The sequence below is a fragment of the Paenibacillus chartarius genome (assembly GCF_042432825.1).
GTDB lineage: Bacteria > Bacillota > Bacilli > Paenibacillales > NBRC-103111 > Gordoniibacillus > Gordoniibacillus chartarius.
In genome coordinates, this window is sequence record NZ_JBHLWN010000116.1 from 1 (window position 1) to 21,185 (window position 21,185).

The 21,185-nt window shown below is 48.7% G+C and carries 12 protein-coding genes; 8 read left to right on the forward strand and 4 right to left on the reverse strand.

Annotation, left to right across the window (positions count from 1 at the left end; all coding sequences use genetic code 11):
• The first annotated feature begins 162 nt into the window (after positions 1-162).
• Positions 163-1,335: an acyltransferase family protein gene (locus tag ACFFK0_RS28240; protein ID WP_377474321.1), complete on the forward strand. Its 1,173-nt coding sequence runs from the start codon at positions 163-165 to the stop codon at positions 1,333-1,335.
• Between the two features lie 71 nt (positions 1,336-1,406).
• Here the strand turns inward: ACFFK0_RS28240 and ACFFK0_RS28245 are convergent, their stop codons facing one another.
• The 4 genes from ACFFK0_RS28245 to ACFFK0_RS28260 all read right to left on the reverse strand — a co-directional run bounded on the left by ACFFK0_RS28245 (position 1,407) and on the right by ACFFK0_RS28260 (position 6,690).
• The gene (locus ACFFK0_RS28245) at positions 1,407-2,654 is read right to left on the reverse strand and encodes a DUF1501 domain-containing protein (protein WP_377474323.1); all 1,248 of its coding nucleotides are present in this window, start codon (positions 2,652-2,654) and stop codon (positions 1,407-1,409) included.
• A 16-nt stretch (positions 2,655-2,670) separates the two neighbouring features.
• On the reverse strand, positions 2,671-3,999 hold the full coding sequence (locus ACFFK0_RS28250) for a DUF1800 domain-containing protein (protein WP_377474325.1): 1,329 nt from the start codon (positions 3,997-3,999) through the stop codon (positions 2,671-2,673).
• Between the two features lie 67 nt (positions 4,000-4,066).
• Positions 4,067-5,299: a DUF1501 domain-containing protein gene (locus tag ACFFK0_RS28255; protein ID WP_377474342.1), complete on the reverse strand. Its 1,233-nt coding sequence runs from the start codon at positions 5,297-5,299 to the stop codon at positions 4,067-4,069.
• A 20-nt stretch (positions 5,300-5,319) separates the two neighbouring features.
• Positions 5,320-6,690: a DUF1800 domain-containing protein gene (locus ACFFK0_RS28260; protein ID WP_377474327.1), complete on the reverse strand. Its 1,371-nt coding sequence runs from the start codon at positions 6,688-6,690 to the stop codon at positions 5,320-5,322.
• Between the two features lie 364 nt (positions 6,691-7,054).
• Here ACFFK0_RS28260 and ACFFK0_RS28265 point away from each other — a divergent pair, with 364 nt between their 5' ends.
• From ACFFK0_RS28265 to ACFFK0_RS28295, 7 genes are all read left to right on the forward strand, one after another.
• Positions 7,055-8,986 carry an Ig-like domain-containing protein gene (locus ACFFK0_RS28265; protein WP_377474329.1) on the forward strand — a complete coding sequence of 644 codons (1,932 nt, stop codon included), beginning with the start codon at positions 7,055-7,057 and terminating at the stop codon, positions 8,984-8,986.
• 321 nt (positions 8,987-9,307) lie between these two features.
• Positions 9,308-12,760 (forward strand): RCC1 domain-containing protein, encoded by a 3,453-nt coding sequence (locus ACFFK0_RS28270; RefSeq protein WP_377474344.1) that lies wholly within the window; start codon positions 9,308-9,310, stop codon positions 12,758-12,760.
• A gap of 273 nt (positions 12,761-13,033) precedes the next feature.
• The gene (locus ACFFK0_RS28275; RefSeq protein ID WP_377474331.1) at positions 13,034-14,011 is read left to right on the forward strand and encodes an ABC transporter permease; all 978 of its coding nucleotides are present in this window, start codon (positions 13,034-13,036) and stop codon (positions 14,009-14,011) included.
• Positions 14,005-14,880, forward strand: a complete 876-nt coding sequence (locus ACFFK0_RS28280; RefSeq protein ID WP_377474333.1) for a carbohydrate ABC transporter permease — start codon at positions 14,005-14,007, stop codon at positions 14,878-14,880. Before ACFFK0_RS28275 ends, ACFFK0_RS28280 begins: the two co-directional genes overlap by 7 nt.
• A gap of 54 nt (positions 14,881-14,934) precedes the next feature.
• Positions 14,935-16,524 (forward strand): extracellular solute-binding protein, encoded by a 1,590-nt coding sequence (locus tag ACFFK0_RS28285; protein ID WP_377474335.1) that lies wholly within the window; start codon positions 14,935-14,937, stop codon positions 16,522-16,524.
• A 151-nt stretch (positions 16,525-16,675) separates the two neighbouring features.
• Positions 16,676-19,027 (forward strand): helix-turn-helix domain-containing protein, encoded by a 2,352-nt coding sequence (locus ACFFK0_RS28290; RefSeq protein ID WP_377474338.1) that lies wholly within the window; start codon positions 16,676-16,678, stop codon positions 19,025-19,027.
• A 332-nt stretch (positions 19,028-19,359) separates the two neighbouring features.
• Positions 19,360-21,063 (forward strand): Ig-like domain-containing protein, encoded by a 1,704-nt coding sequence (locus tag ACFFK0_RS28295; RefSeq protein ID WP_377474340.1) that lies wholly within the window; start codon positions 19,360-19,362, stop codon positions 21,061-21,063.
• Positions 21,064-21,185 lie beyond the last annotated feature (122 nt).

A 21,185-nucleotide genomic window follows, 5' to 3' on the forward strand; every position in this document is an offset into this window, starting at 1 on the left:
CACCATCACCTACCAGAAGCTCACATCATGACCTTAGCGGAGCTAACTTGATATTCAAATTAATTTTTTAGCAGCTCTATTGCCAAACATATATCGCGATGATACGATTTGTATCGACAAGTTTTCTATGTTCGAACAATTTAAAGTGAAAGCAGGGTTAGGATGAAAAAAGAAAGGATTGAACAATTAGACTCATTGCGTGGTTTGGCCGCTTTAATTGTATTGTTTCACCACTATTTTTATATTATCCCGACTCTATATCAGAAAAGTCCTGCCTTGACCCCTTCGGAATATTTAATTAAATTTACACCTTTGCACATCTTTTGGGCTGGAAGCGAAGCAGTTATGTTTTTCTTCGTTTTAAGCGGATTCGTGCTGGCACTGCCTTTCCTAAGCGGAAAGAGCATAGCTTATATAGGATATATGATCAAACGTATATTACGTATTTATTTGCCATATGCAGTTGCGGTTGCAATCTCGATCTTTGCGGCAATGCTGTTCTATCGCGGCGGCGATATTCCCGAATTAAGCGAATGGTTCAACTCAAAGTGGGATGATCGTTTCAGCATAGAATATTTACTTGGTTTCGCAACGATGATATTCAGTTATAATAACGGCGAATTCAATCCTGTTCTATGGTCTTTAGTTCAGGAAATGAGAGTTTCATTAATCTTCCCATTGTTAATGTATTTCGTAATTAGATTCAATTGGAAATATGTAATGGCCATAGCTGTTACATTGTCCGTTCTGGGATATGGACTTCATTATGTCACTTATCACGTCAATTATAAAAATGATTATTTCATTACGTTCCACTATCTCTTAATGTTTACGGTGGGCGCAATCGTCGCTAAACACCGCGTTCCTATTGTGAATTATGCAAAACAGCTTTCGTCGCTTAAAATTACAGTATTGGTATTCATAGCGTTACTCTGCTGCACGTATTCTTGGTGGTTTTTCCCGCAATCTTCGCTTTTGCATATGCAAATGTTTGATGAATGGATGAGCACCATTGGAGTATGTGTTCTTCTAATTTGCTCAATAGCATTCGATAGGTTTAAAAATGTGCTATTAATTGCCCCTATTCATTATTTAGGGAAAATTTCATACAGCCTTTATCTTTACCATGCCATAGCTCTTCTTATCTTCGTCAATGTATTTTATTATCAACTTCCAGTCCCCATGATTTGGTTGTTGGCTCTTGTAACCTCTCTTCTAGTAAGCTCTTTATCGTATCATTTTATTGAAATTCCTTCGATTAAGCTAGGTCAATATTACTCAACAAAAATATCTAAACCAAAGAATCAAAATAAGGATTTTGTTCAACCGGCATAAGGATGCCCGTTTCGTTTACTGCATATAACAAACCCAGTACCGGCGCGGTACTGGGTTATATTTTCAAAGGCTTAAACGAACCGCAAGCTTTCATACTTACGCCCCAGCACTTCCGTACTGTCAACACGCAGCCAGTCCTCCAGAAGAGTAGAATACACCGATCGAAAATCAACCTCATATCGCAAATCGCCGTTGGTAAGCTGCGTCAAGCTTGGATATTGCCCGTAGAGCCCGCCCTTCACCTTGCCGCCGAGCACCAGTACCGGGCCGGCCGTTCCATGGTCCGTACCGCCGCTTTGGTTCTCCCGCACGCGCCGCCCGAACTCGGAGAACACGACCGTAACGACGTCGTTGGAAAGGCCTCTCGCCTTAAGGTCCTTGTAGAAAGCAGACAGGCCCTTGTCCAGTATGCCCAGCATCCGCGCATGCTGTTCCCGCTCGTTCGCATGGTCGTCGAAGCCGCCGAGCTGAACATAGAAGACGCGAGTCCCCGTTCCCCCGTCCAGCAGGCTTGCCGCCAAACGCAGCTCCCTGGCGAAGCTATGTTCGGGATAAGCAGCCGCGCCCGCCCCCCCTTGACCCGGCTGCGAGCCGCTGGCCAACAAAGCCTGCATCGCCTGTACCGCCTCGTAAGCATGCTGCCCTTTGGCCGCCGCCGACCGGTACGCTTCCGGCTGCTTCTGCGACTCATACATCAAACGCAGCGCCTCTTCGACATACCGCTTCTCCGTCTGCGACGCCGTCGCGCGCTGATCCAGGAAAGTGAACGTCTCCAAGCTTTGCATGACCGGCACTTGCACCCCGGGTGCGAAGAAGGCTTTGCTTTCCGTACCGCCGATTTGCAGCGCATGCAGGGGATTGTTCGTCCCTGCGGCTTGCAAGTAGCGGCCGAGCCACCCGGAAGCGATAATTTGCTCAGGCTCCGCCGTATGCCAAATCTCCATCGAGCGAAAATGCGAATGACTCGGCTTCGGGTACCCCGTTCCTTGAACGACAGCCAGCTTCCCTTCCCGGTACAAGTCATGCAAGCCTGTCAGGCTCGGATGGAAGCCCAGCCGGCCGTCGATCTGCAGCACTTCCTTCTCGGCGATCCGCAGCGTCGGCCTCTCGTCGTAATATGCTCCTTGACCGTATGGAATCACCGTATTGATCCCATCGTTGCCTCCCGACAGCTGCACGACGACAAGAGCGCGTTCCCGCCGCCCGCCGAGCCCGTTCTTCACTTGCCGAACCCCTTCATGCAGAAGCGGGCCTCCAATAACCATCGAGCCGACGAATACACCGCTGAGCAGCAGAAATTCGCGACGAGACAGCTTCATAACGGCTCCCCCCTCCTCATGCAAGCTGCGCCTCCGGGCTAACCAAAATCAAGTAGAGCAGCCCCTTCAGACCGAACGCCTCCGATGGAATTTCCCTGGCAAGGCACTTCTTGGCATACCCGGTCAGCACCTTCAAAGTATGGGCGCCCAGTTCACCGACGCCCGCCCGTTCCGTCCAGAGCCGCACCCACGCCTCCGGAGTGGCTGCCTGCTCCGGAAGGAACCGGGGCGACAGGAGCTTGCCCTCGTCAAGCATATAAACCATCCTTGCGGCGTAACGGCTGCGCGCCAGCAATGACGACGCTGCCAGCCAGCGCTCCCCGCCGGCCCAGCCGGACACATCCGGCGGCAGGAACAGCTCCTGACCCATCTCCCGAAGCGCTACCGTAATTCCGCGCTGAAGCGGCAGCTCCAGGCTGAGCAGAAGCGACAGCGTATATTCAACCGGCGACCGGACCCGCCCCGACATCACTCTCGGCTCATAGAAGTCGTCCGCAAGGAATATCCCCCGCAGCACCTCGCCGATCCGATAACCGCTGGATACGAAACGGTCCGCCACGCGCTCCACCCAATCCTCGGGCGGTTCATCTATCGCAAAGAAACGCAGCAGCTTGCGCGCCATGAACATCGCCAGCGCGGATTGACGGAAAATAATATCGACCGTATCCTCGGCGTCCCAACGTCCGACTTCCCCCAACACCTGTTTCGTCCCATCATCGTACAGCTTTGGGTCAAACGACACCTTCCCGGCCTGCTTATCCAGCTTCCAGCCTGTAAACGTCCTGGCTCCCTCGCGTATATCCTGCTCCGTATACGGACCGATCCCGAGCGTGAACAGCTCAAGCACTTCACGAGCGTAATTTTCGTTCGGACGCCCCTTCTGGTTGCTTGTAATATCGAGCCACAGCATCATCGCCGGATCCCGTCCCACTTGACGGACCAGCTCCTTGAAGTCGCCCAGGGCATATGTCCGAAACAGCTCAATCTGTCTGACCATCAGCGCCAGACCATCGACCTTGCTATTGGATGTGGCGAAATGCCCATGCCAGAACAGCGCCATCTTCTCTGTTAGGGGAGACGGCGTGTGCATCATGCGATAGATCCAATACAGCTGCTGGTCGGATATGGCATCGGCCTTTAAGGACTTTCCCTCCACCTGAACCTGTTCGATAGGCGGCAAGGGTGAACGGGCTGTATCATTCGAAAGCGGGACCCCGGCAAGCAGCTTATCCACCGTTGCCGACCGCCCCAGCGCTACAGCATTCTCGACCTCTTCCGAAGAGGCGAAGAAGCCTGCCCTGCGAAGCAAGTGCGCCGCTTCCCGGCGTGTCCATTGGCTCGACAAAGGAATCACCTACATATTAAGCTTTGTTTATATGTATATATGATTCCGCCAACCGATATAGAACAATTCATAGGAAAGCAAGCGTTTCATAGGATCGGCCCAGCACGGATTTGGCGTCTCCCCTCAGCCATTTATCAATAAGAGTGTAATAGACGGAACGGAAATCCACCTCGTATTTGAGATCTTCACTTACCAGATTGCTTAAGCTTGGATACTCGCCGTACAGTCCGCCCTTCACCTTGCCTCCGATGACAAACATCGGTGCTGCCGTCCCATGGTCCGTCCCTTTGCTGCTATTCTCCCGCACTCTGCGGCCAAATTCTGAGAACACGACCGTAACGACCCTTTCATGCAAACCGCGATTCTTCAGATCGTCATAAAATGCACTCAGGCTTTCATCCAATTCCTTCAATAGTATAGCGTGCTGTTCCTTCTCGTCCGCATGATCATCGAATCCGTCCAGCTGGGTATAGAACACCTTGGTTCCCGACCGCCCTGCCAGCATTCGAACGACGGTCTGAAGATCTTTGGCAAAGCCGCTGTCGGGGTATACCGCTTGTCCTTTCGACAATTCCGGCAACGCCTGTAGGGCTTGAATCGTATCGCAAGCCTGTTTTCCTTGGATCGCGGCAGCCCGCAGACTCGGCTCCTGTGCTTGCGGCTGATACATGGCCGTGAATGCTTCATGCAGCCATTCGGTGCCCTTCTTGTCAAGCCGATTGGGATGTGATCGATAGTGAAACGAGCTGATGCTCTGAATAATCGGTACGTGAACGAGATTAGAATCAAACGCCTTCATTCCCGTATTTCCGCCAATTTGGGCAGCAAATAAGGGGGGGACTGTTCTATCCAACGATTCCATGTAGCGGCCCAGCCAACCGGATGTGATCATGCTCTCGGGTTCGGCGGTTTGCCAAATTTCCATGGAGCGAAAATGGGACAGGTCCGGCTTCGGATAGCCCACTCCTTGAACGATTGCCAGCTTCCCCTGCTGATATAGTCGCTGGAACCCTTTCAAACTGGGATGGAAGCCTAAAGCCCCGTTAATCAGCAGTACCTCATGTTCCTTAAGCTGAAGCGTCGGTCTGGCATCATAGTAGGCTCCCTGTCCAAAAGGGATGATCGTATTAATTCCGTCATTGCCACCGGTTAACTGGACAACCACCAATACACGGTCTTGAATATGAGAAGACTGGTTATCGAAGCTCAGTCTTTCGACCTCAGCAAGGACAGGAGCTCCGCCGATGAAAAAAGTCCCTAGCAGGGCTGAGCCTGCAAGAATAAATTCCCTCCTCGACATCTTCACATTGTATCCCTCCCCTACATCATTTGAGCTTCCGGACTAGCCAGCAGCAAATACAGCATCCCCCTAAGCTTATCCCCATAAGGCGGTTTCGAACCGGCCATAACTTTCCGCACGTACTGCTCAAGCGTCTCTCGAGTACGGTTCCCGAGCTCCCCGACCCCTGCTGCTTCCGCCCATTGACGAACCCAGATTTGGGCATCATCAGATTTTTCGGGAGTAAATCGTTTCGATGTCAACACGTTTGCATCAACCTTGAAGGCAATCTCCTCCGCAAATTGACATCTGGCTAATAAAGCGGAAGTCTCCAGCCAGTTACGTCCCCCTTTCCAGCCGGATACATCCGGAGGAAAATAAATATCCTGCTGCATTCGGGCTAGCGCCGTTAAATAAGCTTTGCTTAACGGGAGTTCCAATACTCTCATGATCCCTACAACGTAATCAACCGGAGGGCGGACCAAGCGTCTCATCACCTGAGGCGAGTAGAAGGCATCGCTTAGGAAAATAGACCGCAGCACCTCGCCGACTGTTTTCTTGGATCTAAAGTCCCTAGCAACAAGCTCCACCCATAATAAAGGAGGCTGCTCCGCAACAAAATACTGCAGCAGCTTGCGAGCCATAAAAACCCCTAGCTCCTTCTTCTGGAAGAGGAGCTCAATGACATCGCCGCTATTCAATTCCCCTCGGACGCCCAATACCTTCTTCTCCTGCTGATCATGCAGCCTAGGCTCGAACCAAACCTTCTGAGTTTTCTTGTCCACCTGCCAGCCCGTAAAAGCCCTGGCGGCTTCCTTAACATCTTGCTCCGTGTAATGCCCGTTCCCCAGTGTAAAGAGTTCCAGCACTTCACGAGCGAAATTTTCATTAGGTTTCCCTTTTTGATTTCTGTTCATATCCAGCCAAATCATCATGGCGGGATCCTTGCAAACCTCCAGGAGAAGCTCCTTATAGCTGCCTAATGCGTGGTCACGGAACAATTGATTTTGCCTGGCCATTAATTCCGGATCATCCACCTTGTAATCGGATGTTGCAAAGTGGCCGTGCCAGAACAGCGTCATTTTTTCCTTCAGCGGGGCCGAGGAATGGATCATCCGATAGATCCAATACAGCTTCTGATGCAGGATATCCGTCGATTTCAGCGGCTTGCCGTCTACTTTGACCTCATCCATCGGTAATACCTTCTTCATACCATTGTTTGTCTTCACTAATGGTTGTCCCGACAGCAAGGCCTCTACCGTCTTTTCTCTCCCCAACTCCAAGCTGGCTGCTATTTCATCAGGCCTCGCGGAAAAGCATGCTCTCCGCAATAAATGCCCGGCTTCCACAGCAGTCCACCGATAAGCCATGTGCAAACACCTACTCTCTAAGTTTGTCATGTGCTGATACATATTGTATCATTTAGTGACAATTTCATTCAAGAGCGGGGAAAAAAGCCGATTCATGTCTTCTTACCTTAAGGAAATTTAATCTCCTTGTACACTGAAAGCTTTGATCTATAGTTTCGATTATCGACACCATTTTTCGTTCCCATGACTACGCGATAGGCCATGCAACCTATTACTATATCCGCCAAAATTGCTTAATATTGTAATGCATAGCTATTCATTCTTCGCTGCAAACGGTGCCTTATCCAATGTCGAAGTTCTATCTTAAATGAGGGGGCTGACATCCACCAATGGCGGTACATATGTAAAGGCTTGCTCTTCGCACTGCAAGATCTGTGGTTATTCAATTTGTAGGAGGTTGTTAATTTTGGTAGTAACCAAAAAACGTCACTTCTTATTTATTTTAGGGATTTGTATCGTCATTCTTTTCACCATTGCGACTCCTGCCGCTTTGGGAGCAACAACAGAGGATTATACGATTCTGGAAGAGGTCCCCGGAAAAATCCTTGATTTCGACGATACCAGAATCCTCTATGCAGTTAACGAATCGAATGTAATCGTCAGGGACCGTTCTACCAAGCAAGAAACCACGATTACATCTTTATCCTACATTGTAAATGGCTATTTTACAGGTAATGGAGCCTTGATTGTAACAAAAACCAGAGCAGGGTCTGACGATTTTGCCATCTATGAATGGAACGGCGGAAATACTGTCCAACTCAAGACCAATGTTACTTCCTATCATAGTGAGGGCAACTACTTCACCTTCACAACAGCGGTTTCAAGTGCAAGGAGTGAATACGCGATCTGGCTTTACGATATGGCAAACCAAGTCCTATCCCCCGTCTCCGAGCAAAATGGAATTAACGGAGACAGGTGGTACGGTTGGGGCAATGTCTCTGCTGACGGTCACCTTGTATACACCTCGAAGGACGGCTATATTGTAACTTTTTTCCAAGGCAATACGATTCTAACGGACCTTAAGGGTTCTCGTCCCGTTACGGATGGCAACCGAATTCTATATACAAAAGAGAATGACTGGAATGAAAGCATGGACCTTTATATTTATAAAGATTACAAGGAAACCTATCTCAACTCATTTTATGACGTTCATTGGTACGATCTAAGTAATGGATGGATTGCTTACCATCAAATGTTTAGATATCCGGAGATTATTAGCCCTGATGGCCAAACGATTACTCTCCACCACTCCAAAGATTATTTCACTGACAAACTTGCGCTTAATAAGAACGGAGAACTTGTTTTTTTAGAAGGCTCCACTCTTATTTATACTAATCCTTCCATGAACGGAAATGTAAAAACCCTCGCTAATCCGCTTTTTTACGGGATCTCAACTTTTATCTACAACGAAGATAACGATAAATGGTATGCTGCGGGAGGCGAATCAAACAAGTATTACCTTCTGGAATACCATATTAACCGCGAACCCGTTCCCGTTCCCGTCACATATGTCATCATTCAACCTGACTTGCTTTTAGTTCTGAACAATAAACCGACGGCATCATTGAATTATTCCGTTTATCCGGAGAATGCAACTAACAAGAAAGTAACTTGGGAGTCAAGCAACCCTCAAGTAGCCACTGTACAGAATGGAATTGTGACTGCAATCAGCCCCGGTTCAGCGGATATTAAAGTGACTACGGAAGACGGTAACTTCTCTGCAATATGTAAGGTTCAAGTTGTCAACAATGTGACGAGCATTCAGTTAAACCAGGAAGACCTGTCCTTGGGAATATCCGAAACATTTCAGTTACAGGCGCTCATCCAGCCGCAAGATGCCGATCAACGAGTAAAGTGGCATTCCACGAATTCAAACATCGCCACGGTCGACTCTCAAGGACTGGTGAAAGGGATAACTCCCGGTACTGCCGAAATTATCGTAACCTCGTGGGATGGCAAAATTACGGCAACATGTACGGTCACGGTAACGAGCACTTCTAAAGTAAAGTTCAATTCCACTTCTTTGCTGCAATGGGTAGATGAAGGCACGGGTACGGTTACGGCCACTGTATACCGTGTGGGCAGCAGCAAGGGGACACTCACAGTCGATTACGCGACGGAACAGGATACGGCCAAACCCTATTCCGACTACGTCCAATTAAGAGGAAAGCTTACGTTTGCAGATGGCGAAACCGTGAAATCCATACAAATTCCATTAATTAACGATGGTGACAAAGAGCAGTTAGAGTCTTTCTCCCTAAGACTGTTAGGTCCTTCCTACGCATTATCCGCTCCCAAAACAAATCGTATCTTTTTCATCATTAGAGACGACGATTAACCATTGACCTTTTGCAGAGGCTGTCCCACTTATGGGGCAGCCTTTATTTGTTACTTACTGTATCAACAATAAAAAATTATTTTGCAATTGTGAAATACTGCACAGAATTGAAAGGAATTATGGTGATACAATTTGTATCAATAAGAGGTGGTTACTTCGAGCCGATTACAAAGAGCAGATGGCTATAAGCTTAAGCTTTATGTCCATGATCAAATGTACTGCTTTTCATTGCAGCTGTTCTTATTTTAGATACCCACCTTTTGTTACCATTATCTTAAATTGGAGTTGAGAAAAGTGGATTTAAAAAGAAAATCTCAAGTTATGCTATGCTCTTTTCTGTTGTCCGCCCAAGCTTTGAGCCTTGGCGGTGTTGTTCATGCTGCGGAAGCAGGCTCCACCGGAGAGCTTCCCGCCGCAAATGCCGGTTCTTCTGTGACTGAAGCAACTTATTCGATTGACACGATCGCCCCGACAGCTTCGACGAAGTTAGCCGCAACAGCAGTGACAGCCTCCTCCGTCTCGCTAAGCTGGGACGCTTCTACAGATAACGTTGGCATCACCGGTTATGAAATCTATAACGGCACAACCCCGATCGCAAGTTTGAGCGGAACCACCTATACGGTTGAGAATTTAAATCCGGCAACGACATATACATTCACGGTAAAAGCCAAGGACGCAGCCGGAAATGTTTCGCCGGCGAGCAATCAGGTGCAGGTAACGACAACAGCTTTGGCTAAGACACTTGCACTTGCGGCAAATGAGTATTTGTATGAGACGGAGAGCTTGTCCCAAACGAACTCGGGAGATTCTCACGGTTGGGTAGCCGATACCGCGGCAAGCGGAGGCAATTGGAGCATTTATAATTCCAACGCTGCCAATGACTATGTGGAATATCAATTGAATGTACCTGAAACGGGCAATTATTTGGTAAAAGTCAAGTACAAATATGGATATAATAGAAGCATCAATCAATTGTCTGTTAACGGAACCCCATTAGGGGCACCCATCGATAATTATGATCCCATCGCAAAATATATCGAGAGAGATCTGGGAGTCGTCAATTTGTCCAGCTTATCGAATAAACTCAGATTTACGGTTACCGGGAAAAATGCTGCGAGCACAGGGTATTTGATTACATTAGACTCTATCAAACTCGTTAAGCAAACCGCCGCCGACACCACAGCTCCAACAGCTCCGGCCAACTTAACTGCGCCGTCCAAAACGGACACCACCGTCAACCTCAGCTGGACCGCCTCCACAGATAACGTCGGCGTTGCCGGTTACGACGTATACAATGGAACCAGCCTTGTTGGTACAGCTACCGGAACAACCTTCGCGGTAACCGGTTTAACGGCTAATACCGCCTATACCTTTACTGTGAAAGCCAAGGATGCGGCCGGCAATGCCTCCGCTGCCAGCAATGCCGTAACCGTCACAACGAACCCGGCCAGCACCGGCACCCTGCTGTTTGAAGCCGAAAGTCTGCCTCAGGCCGATTCAGGGGATACGACCAGCGCGGTTTCCGACGCTTCCGCAAGCAACGGACAATGGGAAAACTTCAATGCTAATGCAGTCGGCGATTATATAGAGTATGCCTTAAACGTAAACAAACCCGGAACATATGAAGTATTAGTAAAGACCAAAACAGGTCCGGCTAATGGCACCGCACAATTGAGCATCGACGGTGTATCGCAGGGCACTCCTATCGATTTCTACAAAGCGGCGGCCGGATTCGAAGAAATTAGCCGCGGAATGATTAGCTTCCCAAGCTCCGGCTTTAAAATCGTCAGATTTGCCGTAACCGGCAAAAATTCGGCCAGCACAGGATATGCGATCCCTCTGGATGCGATCCGGCTTGTAGGCAAGACCGATACGGAAGCTCCTACAGCGCCGACAAATGTAATTGTAACCGGCAAAACAGGCTCTACCATTTCCTTATCTTGGAGTCCATCTACAGATAATGTCGGGGTAACGAACTATGAAATTTACAACGGAGCAACGAGAATTGCCATCACCCCGGCTGCCGCAGGCACAAACTATACAGTAAGCGGCTTGAAACCGAACACCGCCTATACGTTTTCCGTCAAAGCCGTCGATGGAAGCGGAAACGTCTCGGCTGCAAGCAGCTCCGTAACGGCTGTCACTTCCTCGCAGCTTGCCCTTACACCTCTGCCGATTACATTGGGCTACAATCACAGCTTGTATGTCAAAGCAGACGGCACCCTTTGGGCTTGGGGCTATAACGGTTACGGCGAGCTCGGCAACGGCACGACGAACCATCTGTACCAACCGAATCAGACGATTAATATCGATAATGTAAAAGCGGCTGCCGGCGGCAGATACCATAGCATTGCGGTAAAAGACGACGGCACGGTCTATGCCTGGGGATACAACGGCTATGGCCAATTAGGCGACGGTTCCACTACAACTCGCCACAGTCCTATTAAAGCAGCAAACCTTACAGGTATCGTTTCCGTTGCTGCAGGTGAAAACCATAGCCTCGCCTTAAAAAGCGACGGTACCGTTTGGGCATTCGGTCTCAACGGTGACGGACAGCTCGGCGACGGCACAAATACAACGCAAAAATCGCCAGTCGCGGTTTCCGGTTTGACGAATGTGAAGGCTATCGCCTCCGGCAAAAACTTCTCCCTTGCCTTGAAAAATGACGGCACGGTCTGGGCTTGGGGATCGAATACGTACGGTGAACTGGGCAACGGTCAAACATCGAAGAGCAATGTGCCGGTTCAAGTCAGCGTATTGACGAATGTGGCCGCGATCGCCGCGGGCGAGCAGCACGGTCTTGCCCTTAAGAACGATGGCACGGTATGGGCATGGGGCTACAACAGCAACGGGGAATTGGGCAACAGCTCTACGATTAACCAAGTGGTGCCCGTCCAAATCAAAGATTTCGGTTCGGTGAAAAGCATTGCTGCCGGAGCTGACCACAGCTTGGCGGTCAAGACTGATGGCAGCGTATATGCTTGGGGTTATAACGGATACGGCCAGTTAGGTTTAGGTCATACGTCCAATCGTACGTACCCGGAGAGAATCCCTACTCTTTCCTCCATCCAAAGCGTTACTGCAGGCTCCAATCAAACGATCGCACTCGGCAACGACGGCATTCTGTACTCCTTCGGCAATAATAACTACGGCCAACTCGGTAACGGAACGAATCATACGTACTATCTGCCGCAAAAGGTAATCGGTCCGAACATCAATCCGGCCGACACAACAGCTCCGGCAACGGTCACCGATTTCCGGCTCACTTCCCAAAACGCACGGCAAATCAAACTCGATTGGACAAAGACGACAGACGATGTGGGCGTGAGCAGTTATGAAATCTACAACGGAAAAGTGCTCCTGGGCACTACAGAGCCATCGAGCTCAACATTTACCATCAACAATTTGGCACTGAATACCACTTATTATTTCACGGCAAAAGCAAAAGACGCTACAGGCAACAGCTCGGCCGCCAGCGCGATTGTCACGGCAACGACCTCCGACAAAACCCCTCCGACAACGCCAAAAGATCTGGTCTTGCTTGGAGTCAGCAATTCGACGATTACGCTCAGCTGGACAGGAAGCACTGATAATGATGTCGTGAAACAGTACAACATCTATGACGGGACGACGAAGCTTGGCAGCACGGCCAGCACGAGCCTTACCCTCACTGGTCTCACTTCCAAGAAAGCTTACTCGCTTACAATCAAAGCGCAGGATGATTCCGGCAACGAATCTACAGCAAGCGCAGTATTGGCTGTTACGACAGAATGATCCTAACGAGTCCTCGATAAAGCAATTCCATCAAACTATAGGACCTCTTTCTCCCCATTACAGCGGGAATCGAGGTCCTTTTCCTACGATTATTATCCAAAATGCTTTTTTGGCGCAGCGGGCACAAAAAAGCGCATTTTCCGCTTTTCCCCGCTGGATCCGTTATGCAAAAATGTGGTTACGGCTGAACGGCGTTTTTCGAAATCGCTTTCATTCGAATATTCGCAACATTTTCCGCTCTGCCGCAATATATAAATAGAGGAGTGTACGACAATGATCGAACCCCCTGCGAATCACGCGGTCAGCAAGACCGGCATGCGGGAAACGTCGGCGGCTGCAACCCGCCGGCGGCTATGGGACAAAACGAGACGCTACGCACCGCTCTACCTGTTGTTCCTTCCCGTTCTCGCCTACTATCTTATTTTTCAATATGCGCCCATGACCGGGGTCATCATCGCCTTCAAAAAGTACAACTTCCTGGACGGCATCTTTGGAAGCCCTTGGGCGGGTTTCAGCCATTTCGAGCGGTTCATTATGAGCGGCGATTTCTGGATCGTGTTCCGCAACACGCTGATCCTCGCCTTTTACCGGACGCTTTTTGGATTTCCCGCTCCCATTCTGTTCGCTTTATTACTGTATGAGATGAGATTTGCCAGATGGCGGCGATTTTTTCAAACCGTTTCTTACTTGCCGCACTTTGTCTCCTGGGTCGTAGTTTACGCGCTCTTGTACAACTTCTTTTCCGAATCAGGCCTGATCAATACGCTGCTGAAGTCGTCCTTTGGCTACACATTGCCGTTTCTTTCGTCGACCGACTTTTTCCGAACCATGTTTGTCGGAAGTGCGATATGGAAAGAAATAGGTTGGAACGCTATTATCTTCCTTGCCGCGCTTACGCGGGTTGATCCCGAACTGTACGAGGCAGCGGCGATCGATGGCGCAAACCGATGGCGCCGCATATGGCACATATCGCTTCCCGGCATTCGCAGTATCATCAGCATTATGTTTATTCTAAGCATCGGCAGCCTAATGAGTGTCAGCTTCGAGCAAATTCTGGTCATGATTAACCCGCAAGTCGCATCGGTAGCCGAAGTCATCGACTATTACGTATACCGTGTCGGGTTGCTTGATACCGGCAACTACAGCTATGCGACCGCTGTCGGCTTGTTCCGTTCGGTCATCGCGCTCCTGCTGGTCCTGATTGCCAACGCATTAGCGAAAAAAATCGATGAGGAGGGCGGCATATGGTAGCACGAACGTCCAAACACTTATCCAAACCGGGCGTCGCCGATTACGTCATTTGGCTGTTTTTGCTCCTGCTCTGTGTGACGACGCTGTATCCGTTTCTTAACATCCTCTTTGTATCCCTTTCCGACATGAAGGATGTCGTACGGAATGGAGGCGTTCTGCTTTATCCCACTTCGTTCCATCTGGATAGCTATCTGTATGTGCTTCGGTACTCAGGACTGCTAGACGCATATAAGGTTACCATCTTTATCACTCTTGTAGGAACGCTCATCAACCTGGTATTTACTTCTCTTGGTGCGTATGTATTATCGATACGGGATTTACCGGGCCGCAACGCGCTTATGCTGATTGTACTGATCGCCATGCTGTTCAATGGCGGTTTGATTCCGACTTATCTGGTTATTCGTTCTCTGCACCTGGTTAACACCGTGTGGGCGCTCATACTTCCTTTTGCCATTAATACATGGCTGCTGATCTTGATGCGCAACTTTTTCCAGGGGATTCCGGCCAGCCTGCGCGAATCGGCTCGGATCGACGGCTGTTCGGAGCTCGGCATTCTGACACGCATCATCCTGCCCCTGTCGCTGCCGATTGTGGCTACGCTAGCTTTATTTTACGGAGTCGCGCACTGGAACGAATACACCAATGTGATCATCTACATCAACGATCCGAAATTGTCGACTTTGCAGCTTGTATTGCGGAAGATGTACACCTTCTCCATCGATCAGCTTGATGGCGACAGCCTTCCGCCGCCCGTGGAAACGATTCGCGCAGCCACTGTCATGATGGCCACCCTCCCAATAGTGATCGTCTATCCCTTCCTTCAGAAATATTTCGTCCAGGGCGTCATGGTCGGCTCCGTGAAGGGGTAATCATTGGTTATAGGCTTACGCTTATAATAAATTACTAAAGGGAGATCGAAGCGTATGAAACAAAAAAAGAAAACCGGAATTATTGCGTCCCTATGCACGATTTCAATGACTGCCGTTGTAGCGGCGGCCTGCAGTGAGAGCCCTGCTTCTCCTGGCGGCACGACAAATCCATCCCCGAATAATGGTACGAACGCGCCTGCAGTTGTCCCCCTTTCGCTTGTACAGCCCGACGGAGGCCGCGTCTGGAAGGAAGATAATCCGGTAACGAAAGAAATTGAGAAGCGAACAAACACCAAATTAACCGTTAACATGATTCCGAACGGCGATTTCGCAAACAAATATAATGTGTTGGCTGCTTCTGGCGATATCCCGGACATCGTCCGATCGAACGGATTCGATTTTCAGAAGTATGCCGATCAGGGGCTCTATCTCGATATAACCCGATACGTAGATCAATTCGGGCCTAATCTCAAAAAAGCGCTCAAGCCCGAGCTTTGGGAATTAACGAAATATAAGGGCAAGCAATTCGTCATTCCTTTTGAGAACGTCGCCGGCAAGGAAGTCCCGGTTATTCGAAAAGACTGGCTGGATGCTCTTAATTTGAAAATGCCGACGAATCTGGACGAATTCGAAGCTGTATTGAAAGCGTTCACGTTCAATGATCCTGATAAAAACGGTAAAAACGACACCTACGGATTCGGCACGACCAGCCGCTATGATGAAACGATCATGCCGATCATGGGAGCATACGGCATTGCCACGGGCCAGATCGGTCAAGGCGCCCCGATGATGAGCTACTTGAAAGATAACAAGATTTATCCTGTCGCTATATCGCCCGAGTATAAAGCCGCAATCGAATACTTAAAGAGGCTGTGGGACGCAAAAGTCGTCGATCCCGAGCTGTTCACCATTAAGCCGGACCAGGCTCAGCAAAAAGCGGCTCAAGGCAAAATCGGCTACTTCACCGCTTGGTGGTCCGTCGCACCGCAGATTCTTACTCAGCAGCTTAAGATGAAAGAGCTAGTTCCGAACGCCAAATGGGACCCGATCTTCCCGGGGTTGAAAGGACCGGACGGAAAGAGCGGCATGCAGTCTTATGGCAACATCGGTTCCACCGTCGCCATATCGGCGAAAACCAAAAATCCGGAAGCCGTTGTCAAATTTCTTGATTATTTGGCGACCGACGAGGGCTGGGAACTAACCAGATATGGCATTAAAGGCACTCACTATACGTCGATTACCGAGCCAAGAACGCCGGAGGGCCAAAAGGCATTCGATGAGAAATGGCTGGACCCGCTGTCCCAAATTGTTTCACGTCAAGATTTGGTCGACAAGGTGAACGCCGCGTCGAAGGATCCCGTTCAAGTCGAGAATAACCGGTTTATCGATGCAGCCGCATCCTATACGCTGTACCGGGATGCGTTCTACGGCATTCCGCTAACGGAGGAGCAAAAAACATACGGTGCCGACGTCTCGAAGTACGAGGAAGAAATGCTCATCAAGTTCATCACCGGCGCAGAGCCTCTCAGCAAATGGGATGAATACGTCGAAACGTGGAAGAGAAAAGGCGGCAAGCCGATTCTTGAAGCCAAAATCAAAACTTACAATGAGCTCAAGACAGCGAATGTTACATCCGGTTTGTAATGTTGTTCATGGGAGTCGGATCATCGACTCCCTTTTCGTCGTGTAAACCGCTTCTACTTTCGCTCTGAGCAGAGTATATTTCTATTCAAAGGCAGTGGCTCATGTCCAATTGATTCTTGGACAAGGGTTGAGTAAAGGAAGGAAAGCGATTATGAAACGAAAAAGAGTATGGCGTATCCTGCAAAGCAGCCTGTTTGAATATTTTTATTATTTCTTAGCCTTATCTCTGCTCGTGGCGTTTACAATTGGCGGAGCACTCTACTATTCGACTTCCTCCTTGCTTTGGAACGAAGCGATCCAAACCAACAGCAATACGCTGCAGCTGCTCAAGAACGGCCAGGAAATCGTACTCGCCGAAGTCGATAAAGCCATGGAAAGCGTCTTTTTGGATTCCTCCTTCCTTGACTTTATGGACTATTACCATCGCGGCGAAATCTACAAGCAGGTGTCTATTCAACAGCGGCTGGACCAAGTCGTTACAACGAGCGATTACATTCATTCCGTCTATATTTATTATACCGGGTCACAGTTCGTTCTCTCCTCTCTTCAAGGCCCCGTCCCGTTGAGCATCTTCAATGACCGTGCCTTCGTCGATTCCATTGCAAAGGAGACCTTTGACAAATCGATCGTCCGCACGCGTACCCTGCCGGCAATTTCGTCAGCGCAGAATAACGCCGTCATCTCGATCGTCAAGACGCTGCCGATTATTTATTCCGGCAAGCCTTCCGCCTATGTTGTCATTAATATGAAAGGCGACTACTTGACCAAAATCATGAGCACGCTGAGCACCAACGACCATGCGCAGCTGATCGTGACCGATCCGCAAGGTCATATCCTCTCGCAAAGAGCGGCCAATGAAACGATATCGGTAGACGCGCTGCCGGACCGGTTCGACATTTCCGCGTTTACCGGTACATCAGGGAGCTCGTTTATGACAATGAACGGCTCGGAATCGCTCGTCAGCTACGTCGCGTCGGAACAGAGCGGTTGGCTCTACATATACACCATCCCGAAATCGACGATTACCCGCACTTTGAATCTATGGACCAATACAACGATCGCGGTATGTCTGCTTGCCTTCGTCCTAAGCTTATTAGGATCGTTATTTTTATCCAGACGTATCTTTAGTCCGATGAAACGCCTATTAGCCTTATTGCAAAACGCAAATCACAGTTCAACACGATCCGCGCAGGAAGCCGGCAAAGAAATCAAGCAAATCGAGCGGAACGTCAGCCGTCTCATCGACCATAACCGGGACTTGACGCTCCTGCTCAAAGATTATGAAATCCATAGCCGCAACAAGTTTTTACTGAAGCTGGCCAGCGGCGGCGAACAGGTGACGCCGCAAACGGCGGAACGGCTGCAATACTATGATGTGCACATCGGCACCGGCGGTTATTTTATCGTTGCCATCGTATCCATGGACGATCTCGCAAAATTCATCCAACAAACGCACGAATCCGAACGCAATGAAGTTTTTATGAAGCTGGCCGAGCAAATCCGTGAAGAAGCGTTCGTTAAGCAAGCCTTCCAAGGATATCTCGTTGAGAACGAATCCAATGAGCTGGTCCTCGTCTTGTACGTGGGACAGGTCGATGGCGGATCTGAATCATTTCAAAGCAGCCTTACCGGCTGGTTTCGGCAGCTGCATGAATCTCTGCTCGTTAAGCCATCCGTAACGTTCACACTTGGCGTCAGCACGGTACACCGGAGCTTGGAGGAATTAAGCGAGTGTTATTTCGAAGCGGAATCCGCGGTCGGTCAGAGACTCGTTTACGGACATAACAACGTTATTTTTTATGAAGCGATCCGCGCGGAGCCCAGCCAGGCTTCCTATCCCCTCGGAATTGAGAAGAATTTGTTGACTCACTTTAGAGCAGGCAACCGCGAAGGCGTCTCCCGCCGTCTTAAGGATTTTGAAGCCTACATGATCGAGCATCACGCCCAGCACATTGAACTGGTCAAGCATTATTTCATACAGCTGTTCTCGTCATCGCTTCGTTCGGTATTGGAGATCGACGCCAATCTCGAATCCCATCCGGACATTCAGCGGCTTCGGCATCATGACCTGCTCGAACTGGAAACCATGCAAAGCATGGTGAACTATATGCAGAACCTGTACGATACGGTTCTCGACCAGCTCGACCAGCGGCGCAATACGAAAAACAAAGACCTTGCCGCGAAAATTACAGAGTACATCGAAGGTCATTTGGGGGAAGACTTATCCATTGAAAGGCTTAGCGATTTGTTTGCGATCAGCGCTTCGCATCTGCGGAAAATTTATAAAGAAGAAACCGGCCTGACCTTAAAGGACATGATCAGCGATAAACGGATCGCCAAAGCAAAGGAGCTTCTGGCCGATCCCAAATGCAAGATTCACGACATCGCCTCGCAGGTCGGTTATTTGACCGTGCAATCGTTCACGAAAGCCTTCAAGCTGTATACGGGTAAAGCGCCGGGGGAATATCGCGATCACTTGCTTCGCAATAAAACGAATGGATGAAGTAGATTTGACAAATAAGGCAAAAGGAGCGTACAAGACAATGTCTTACGCTCTTCAATGATTTGTATTCGATCTTTCACCAATCTTGATTTTTCACATTCCATTCAATCATTATCTCTGATCAGAGACATGATTATTATCGATTCTGTACAAAGATGAGATTTATTCGACAACAACGACCAAAACATCCCACACAAGGAACTATTTAGTGTATAGCAGTTATATTTTATAATAGAGTAAGACTTCTGGGAATTCAGAGTTTCGATTATGGGAGGGGAGAAAAAGTCCTTTGGATAGTTTTAAACTATAAATAATAAAGGAGCTATCTAACCATGTTGCGTGCACAACTTTCGTGCATATCGCGATTGTTTCTTGTTTTGATCGTGGCTGCAATGAGTTTCGTAGGACAGGCCAGTGTGACACAAGCCGAGACGCCGAATAATACCTACAAAGTGGTTGCTTCAGTCCCCGGTACCATCTTAGATTTTGATTTGAACCGGATCTTATACTCCAGTAACGGCGTACTCTACATAAGGAATTTAGCCACCTCAGCGGATGATAAGCTACCCACATCGGCTGCAACTAAAGGCGCGCTAACGGATAATGGTGCGGTTTACATAGAGAACTCCAATCTCTACACCTGGAGCAATAAAGGATACGTCAATATGTTCATGGACAATGTGGGCCAGTTGTTTGAGAAGTCACGAAATTTTGTTGCGTTCACCAAGAAATATCCCTCTACTTATAGTCCCCCCTCACATATAGGGCTCTTTTATTTAAGAACCAACGGCGCTATAATGGCTACCGTATTTAACGGGCATGGAACATTAGTTGATGAAGCAGGTGTGTCGAATGATGGGCATCTGATCTATCGGAGTCAGTATAACGACTTCTTGATAGGGTTTCATAATTACGTAACAACATCGACTCCACATAGGCATTGGGAACATCCAAAGTATCAAGACGGCATTCAAATTATTTATCCGAAGCTAGCGGACCCGATATGGGAGGAATACTATCTAACGCGATATACGACGGATGGCAAAGAGCAGGATCTTGTTCGGTATCGTCACCTCCCCCCTCCATTTGCAGTGAATAATGGTTGGACTGCTTATAGCTCAAATGAGGATGGAATCGTCATCTTATCACCTGAAGGCAATAAATATACCTACCCTTTAGGAAGATCGTTATATGACATATCGATCTTACATTTATCAGATACCGGTGAAGCTATTATACAAGCTGGGTTAGGATCTTCTCCCGAATTTTGGTTTATCAGTCCGGGATCGGAAAAGGTCTTGCTGCCGAACAACTTATCATCTGATATGTTAAAGACTCCTTTCTGGAAGCTCGAAGATGGGAAATACTATTGCTTCAAAGATGACACCCTGTACCAGTTCACTCCACATGGCGAACACCCTGCTAACGTACCATTGGTACGCATTTCTTTAGATGCGCCGCCGATGAATGTGTTGATCTACCAACATTCCAGACTGCAGCCTGTTTTTTACCCAGCGAACGCAACAAATCAGAAGGTGACGTGGCGATCCAATGATCCAAATATTGCGATAGTAGACGGAAACGGCATCGTTACAGGTATTTCCAAAGGAAGCACGCAAATCGTGGCCACGTCTGAGGAGGGGCAGTTTACAGCTTCTCAAACTGTCCAAGTTAACAACGCCGAAGGGATTGTCAGCTTTGTTTTTTCAGATTACTCACGGGAAATACTCAATTGGGTGTATGAAGGGAATGGCTACGTGGAAGTACCCGTCTATCGGACCGGTGGAAGCAATGGGGAGTTAACAGTACGATATACAACTCGTACAGACACTGCTAAGGAAGATTCGGACTTCGCTCTAACTAAAGGCATTATTAGGTTCAAACATGGCCAAAGTTATGCGAAAATCTATGTACGCTTGTTTGACGATTCAACCAAGGAGTCTCTGGAATCATTCTCACTGAAGCTGACAGGTCCGTCAAAAAACATTAATGAATTAGGATCGACAATCTTCTTTGTGATCAATGACAATGACTGAGTATAAATATGCGGTGCTTATTGCCAAACCCACCGGTTTTGGTTGCAGCAGTCATAAAAATTATAGAGGCTCGGAATTAAGCAGGTGTTCTGAGTCTGAATGAGGGGTGAATGAGGCAGAAG

Bases quoted from the DNA above. Each gene is read 5' to 3' on its own strand.
- ACFFK0_RS28240 (WP_377474321.1), top strand. From the start codon at position 163: ATGAAAAAAGAAAGGATTGAACAATTAGACTCATTGCGTGGTTTGGCC.
- ACFFK0_RS28245 (WP_377474323.1), bottom strand. From the start codon at position 2,654: ATGAAGCTGTCTCGTCGCGAATTTCTGCTGCTCAGCGGTGTATTCGTC.
- ACFFK0_RS28255 (WP_377474342.1), bottom strand. From the start codon at position 5,299: ATGTCGAGGAGGGAATTTATTCTTGCAGGCTCAGCCCTGCTAGGGACT.
- ACFFK0_RS28260 (WP_377474327.1), bottom strand. From the start codon at position 6,690: ATGTATCAGCACATGACAAACTTAGAGAGTAGGTGTTTGCACATGGCT.
- ACFFK0_RS28270 (WP_377474344.1), top strand. From the start codon at position 9,308: ATGCTATGCTCTTTTCTGTTGTCCGCCCAAGCTTTGAGCCTTGGCGGT.
- ACFFK0_RS28275 (WP_377474331.1), top strand. From the start codon at position 13,034: ATGATCGAACCCCCTGCGAATCACGCGGTCAGCAAGACCGGCATGCGG.
- ACFFK0_RS28280 (WP_377474333.1), top strand. From the start codon at position 14,005: ATGGTAGCACGAACGTCCAAACACTTATCCAAACCGGGCGTCGCCGAT.
- ACFFK0_RS28285 (WP_377474335.1), top strand. From the start codon at position 14,935: ATGAAACAAAAAAAGAAAACCGGAATTATTGCGTCCCTATGCACGATT.
- ACFFK0_RS28290 (WP_377474338.1), top strand. From the start codon at position 16,676: ATGAAACGAAAAAGAGTATGGCGTATCCTGCAAAGCAGCCTGTTTGAA.
- ACFFK0_RS28295 (WP_377474340.1), top strand. From the start codon at position 19,360: ATGTTGCGTGCACAACTTTCGTGCATATCGCGATTGTTTCTTGTTTTG.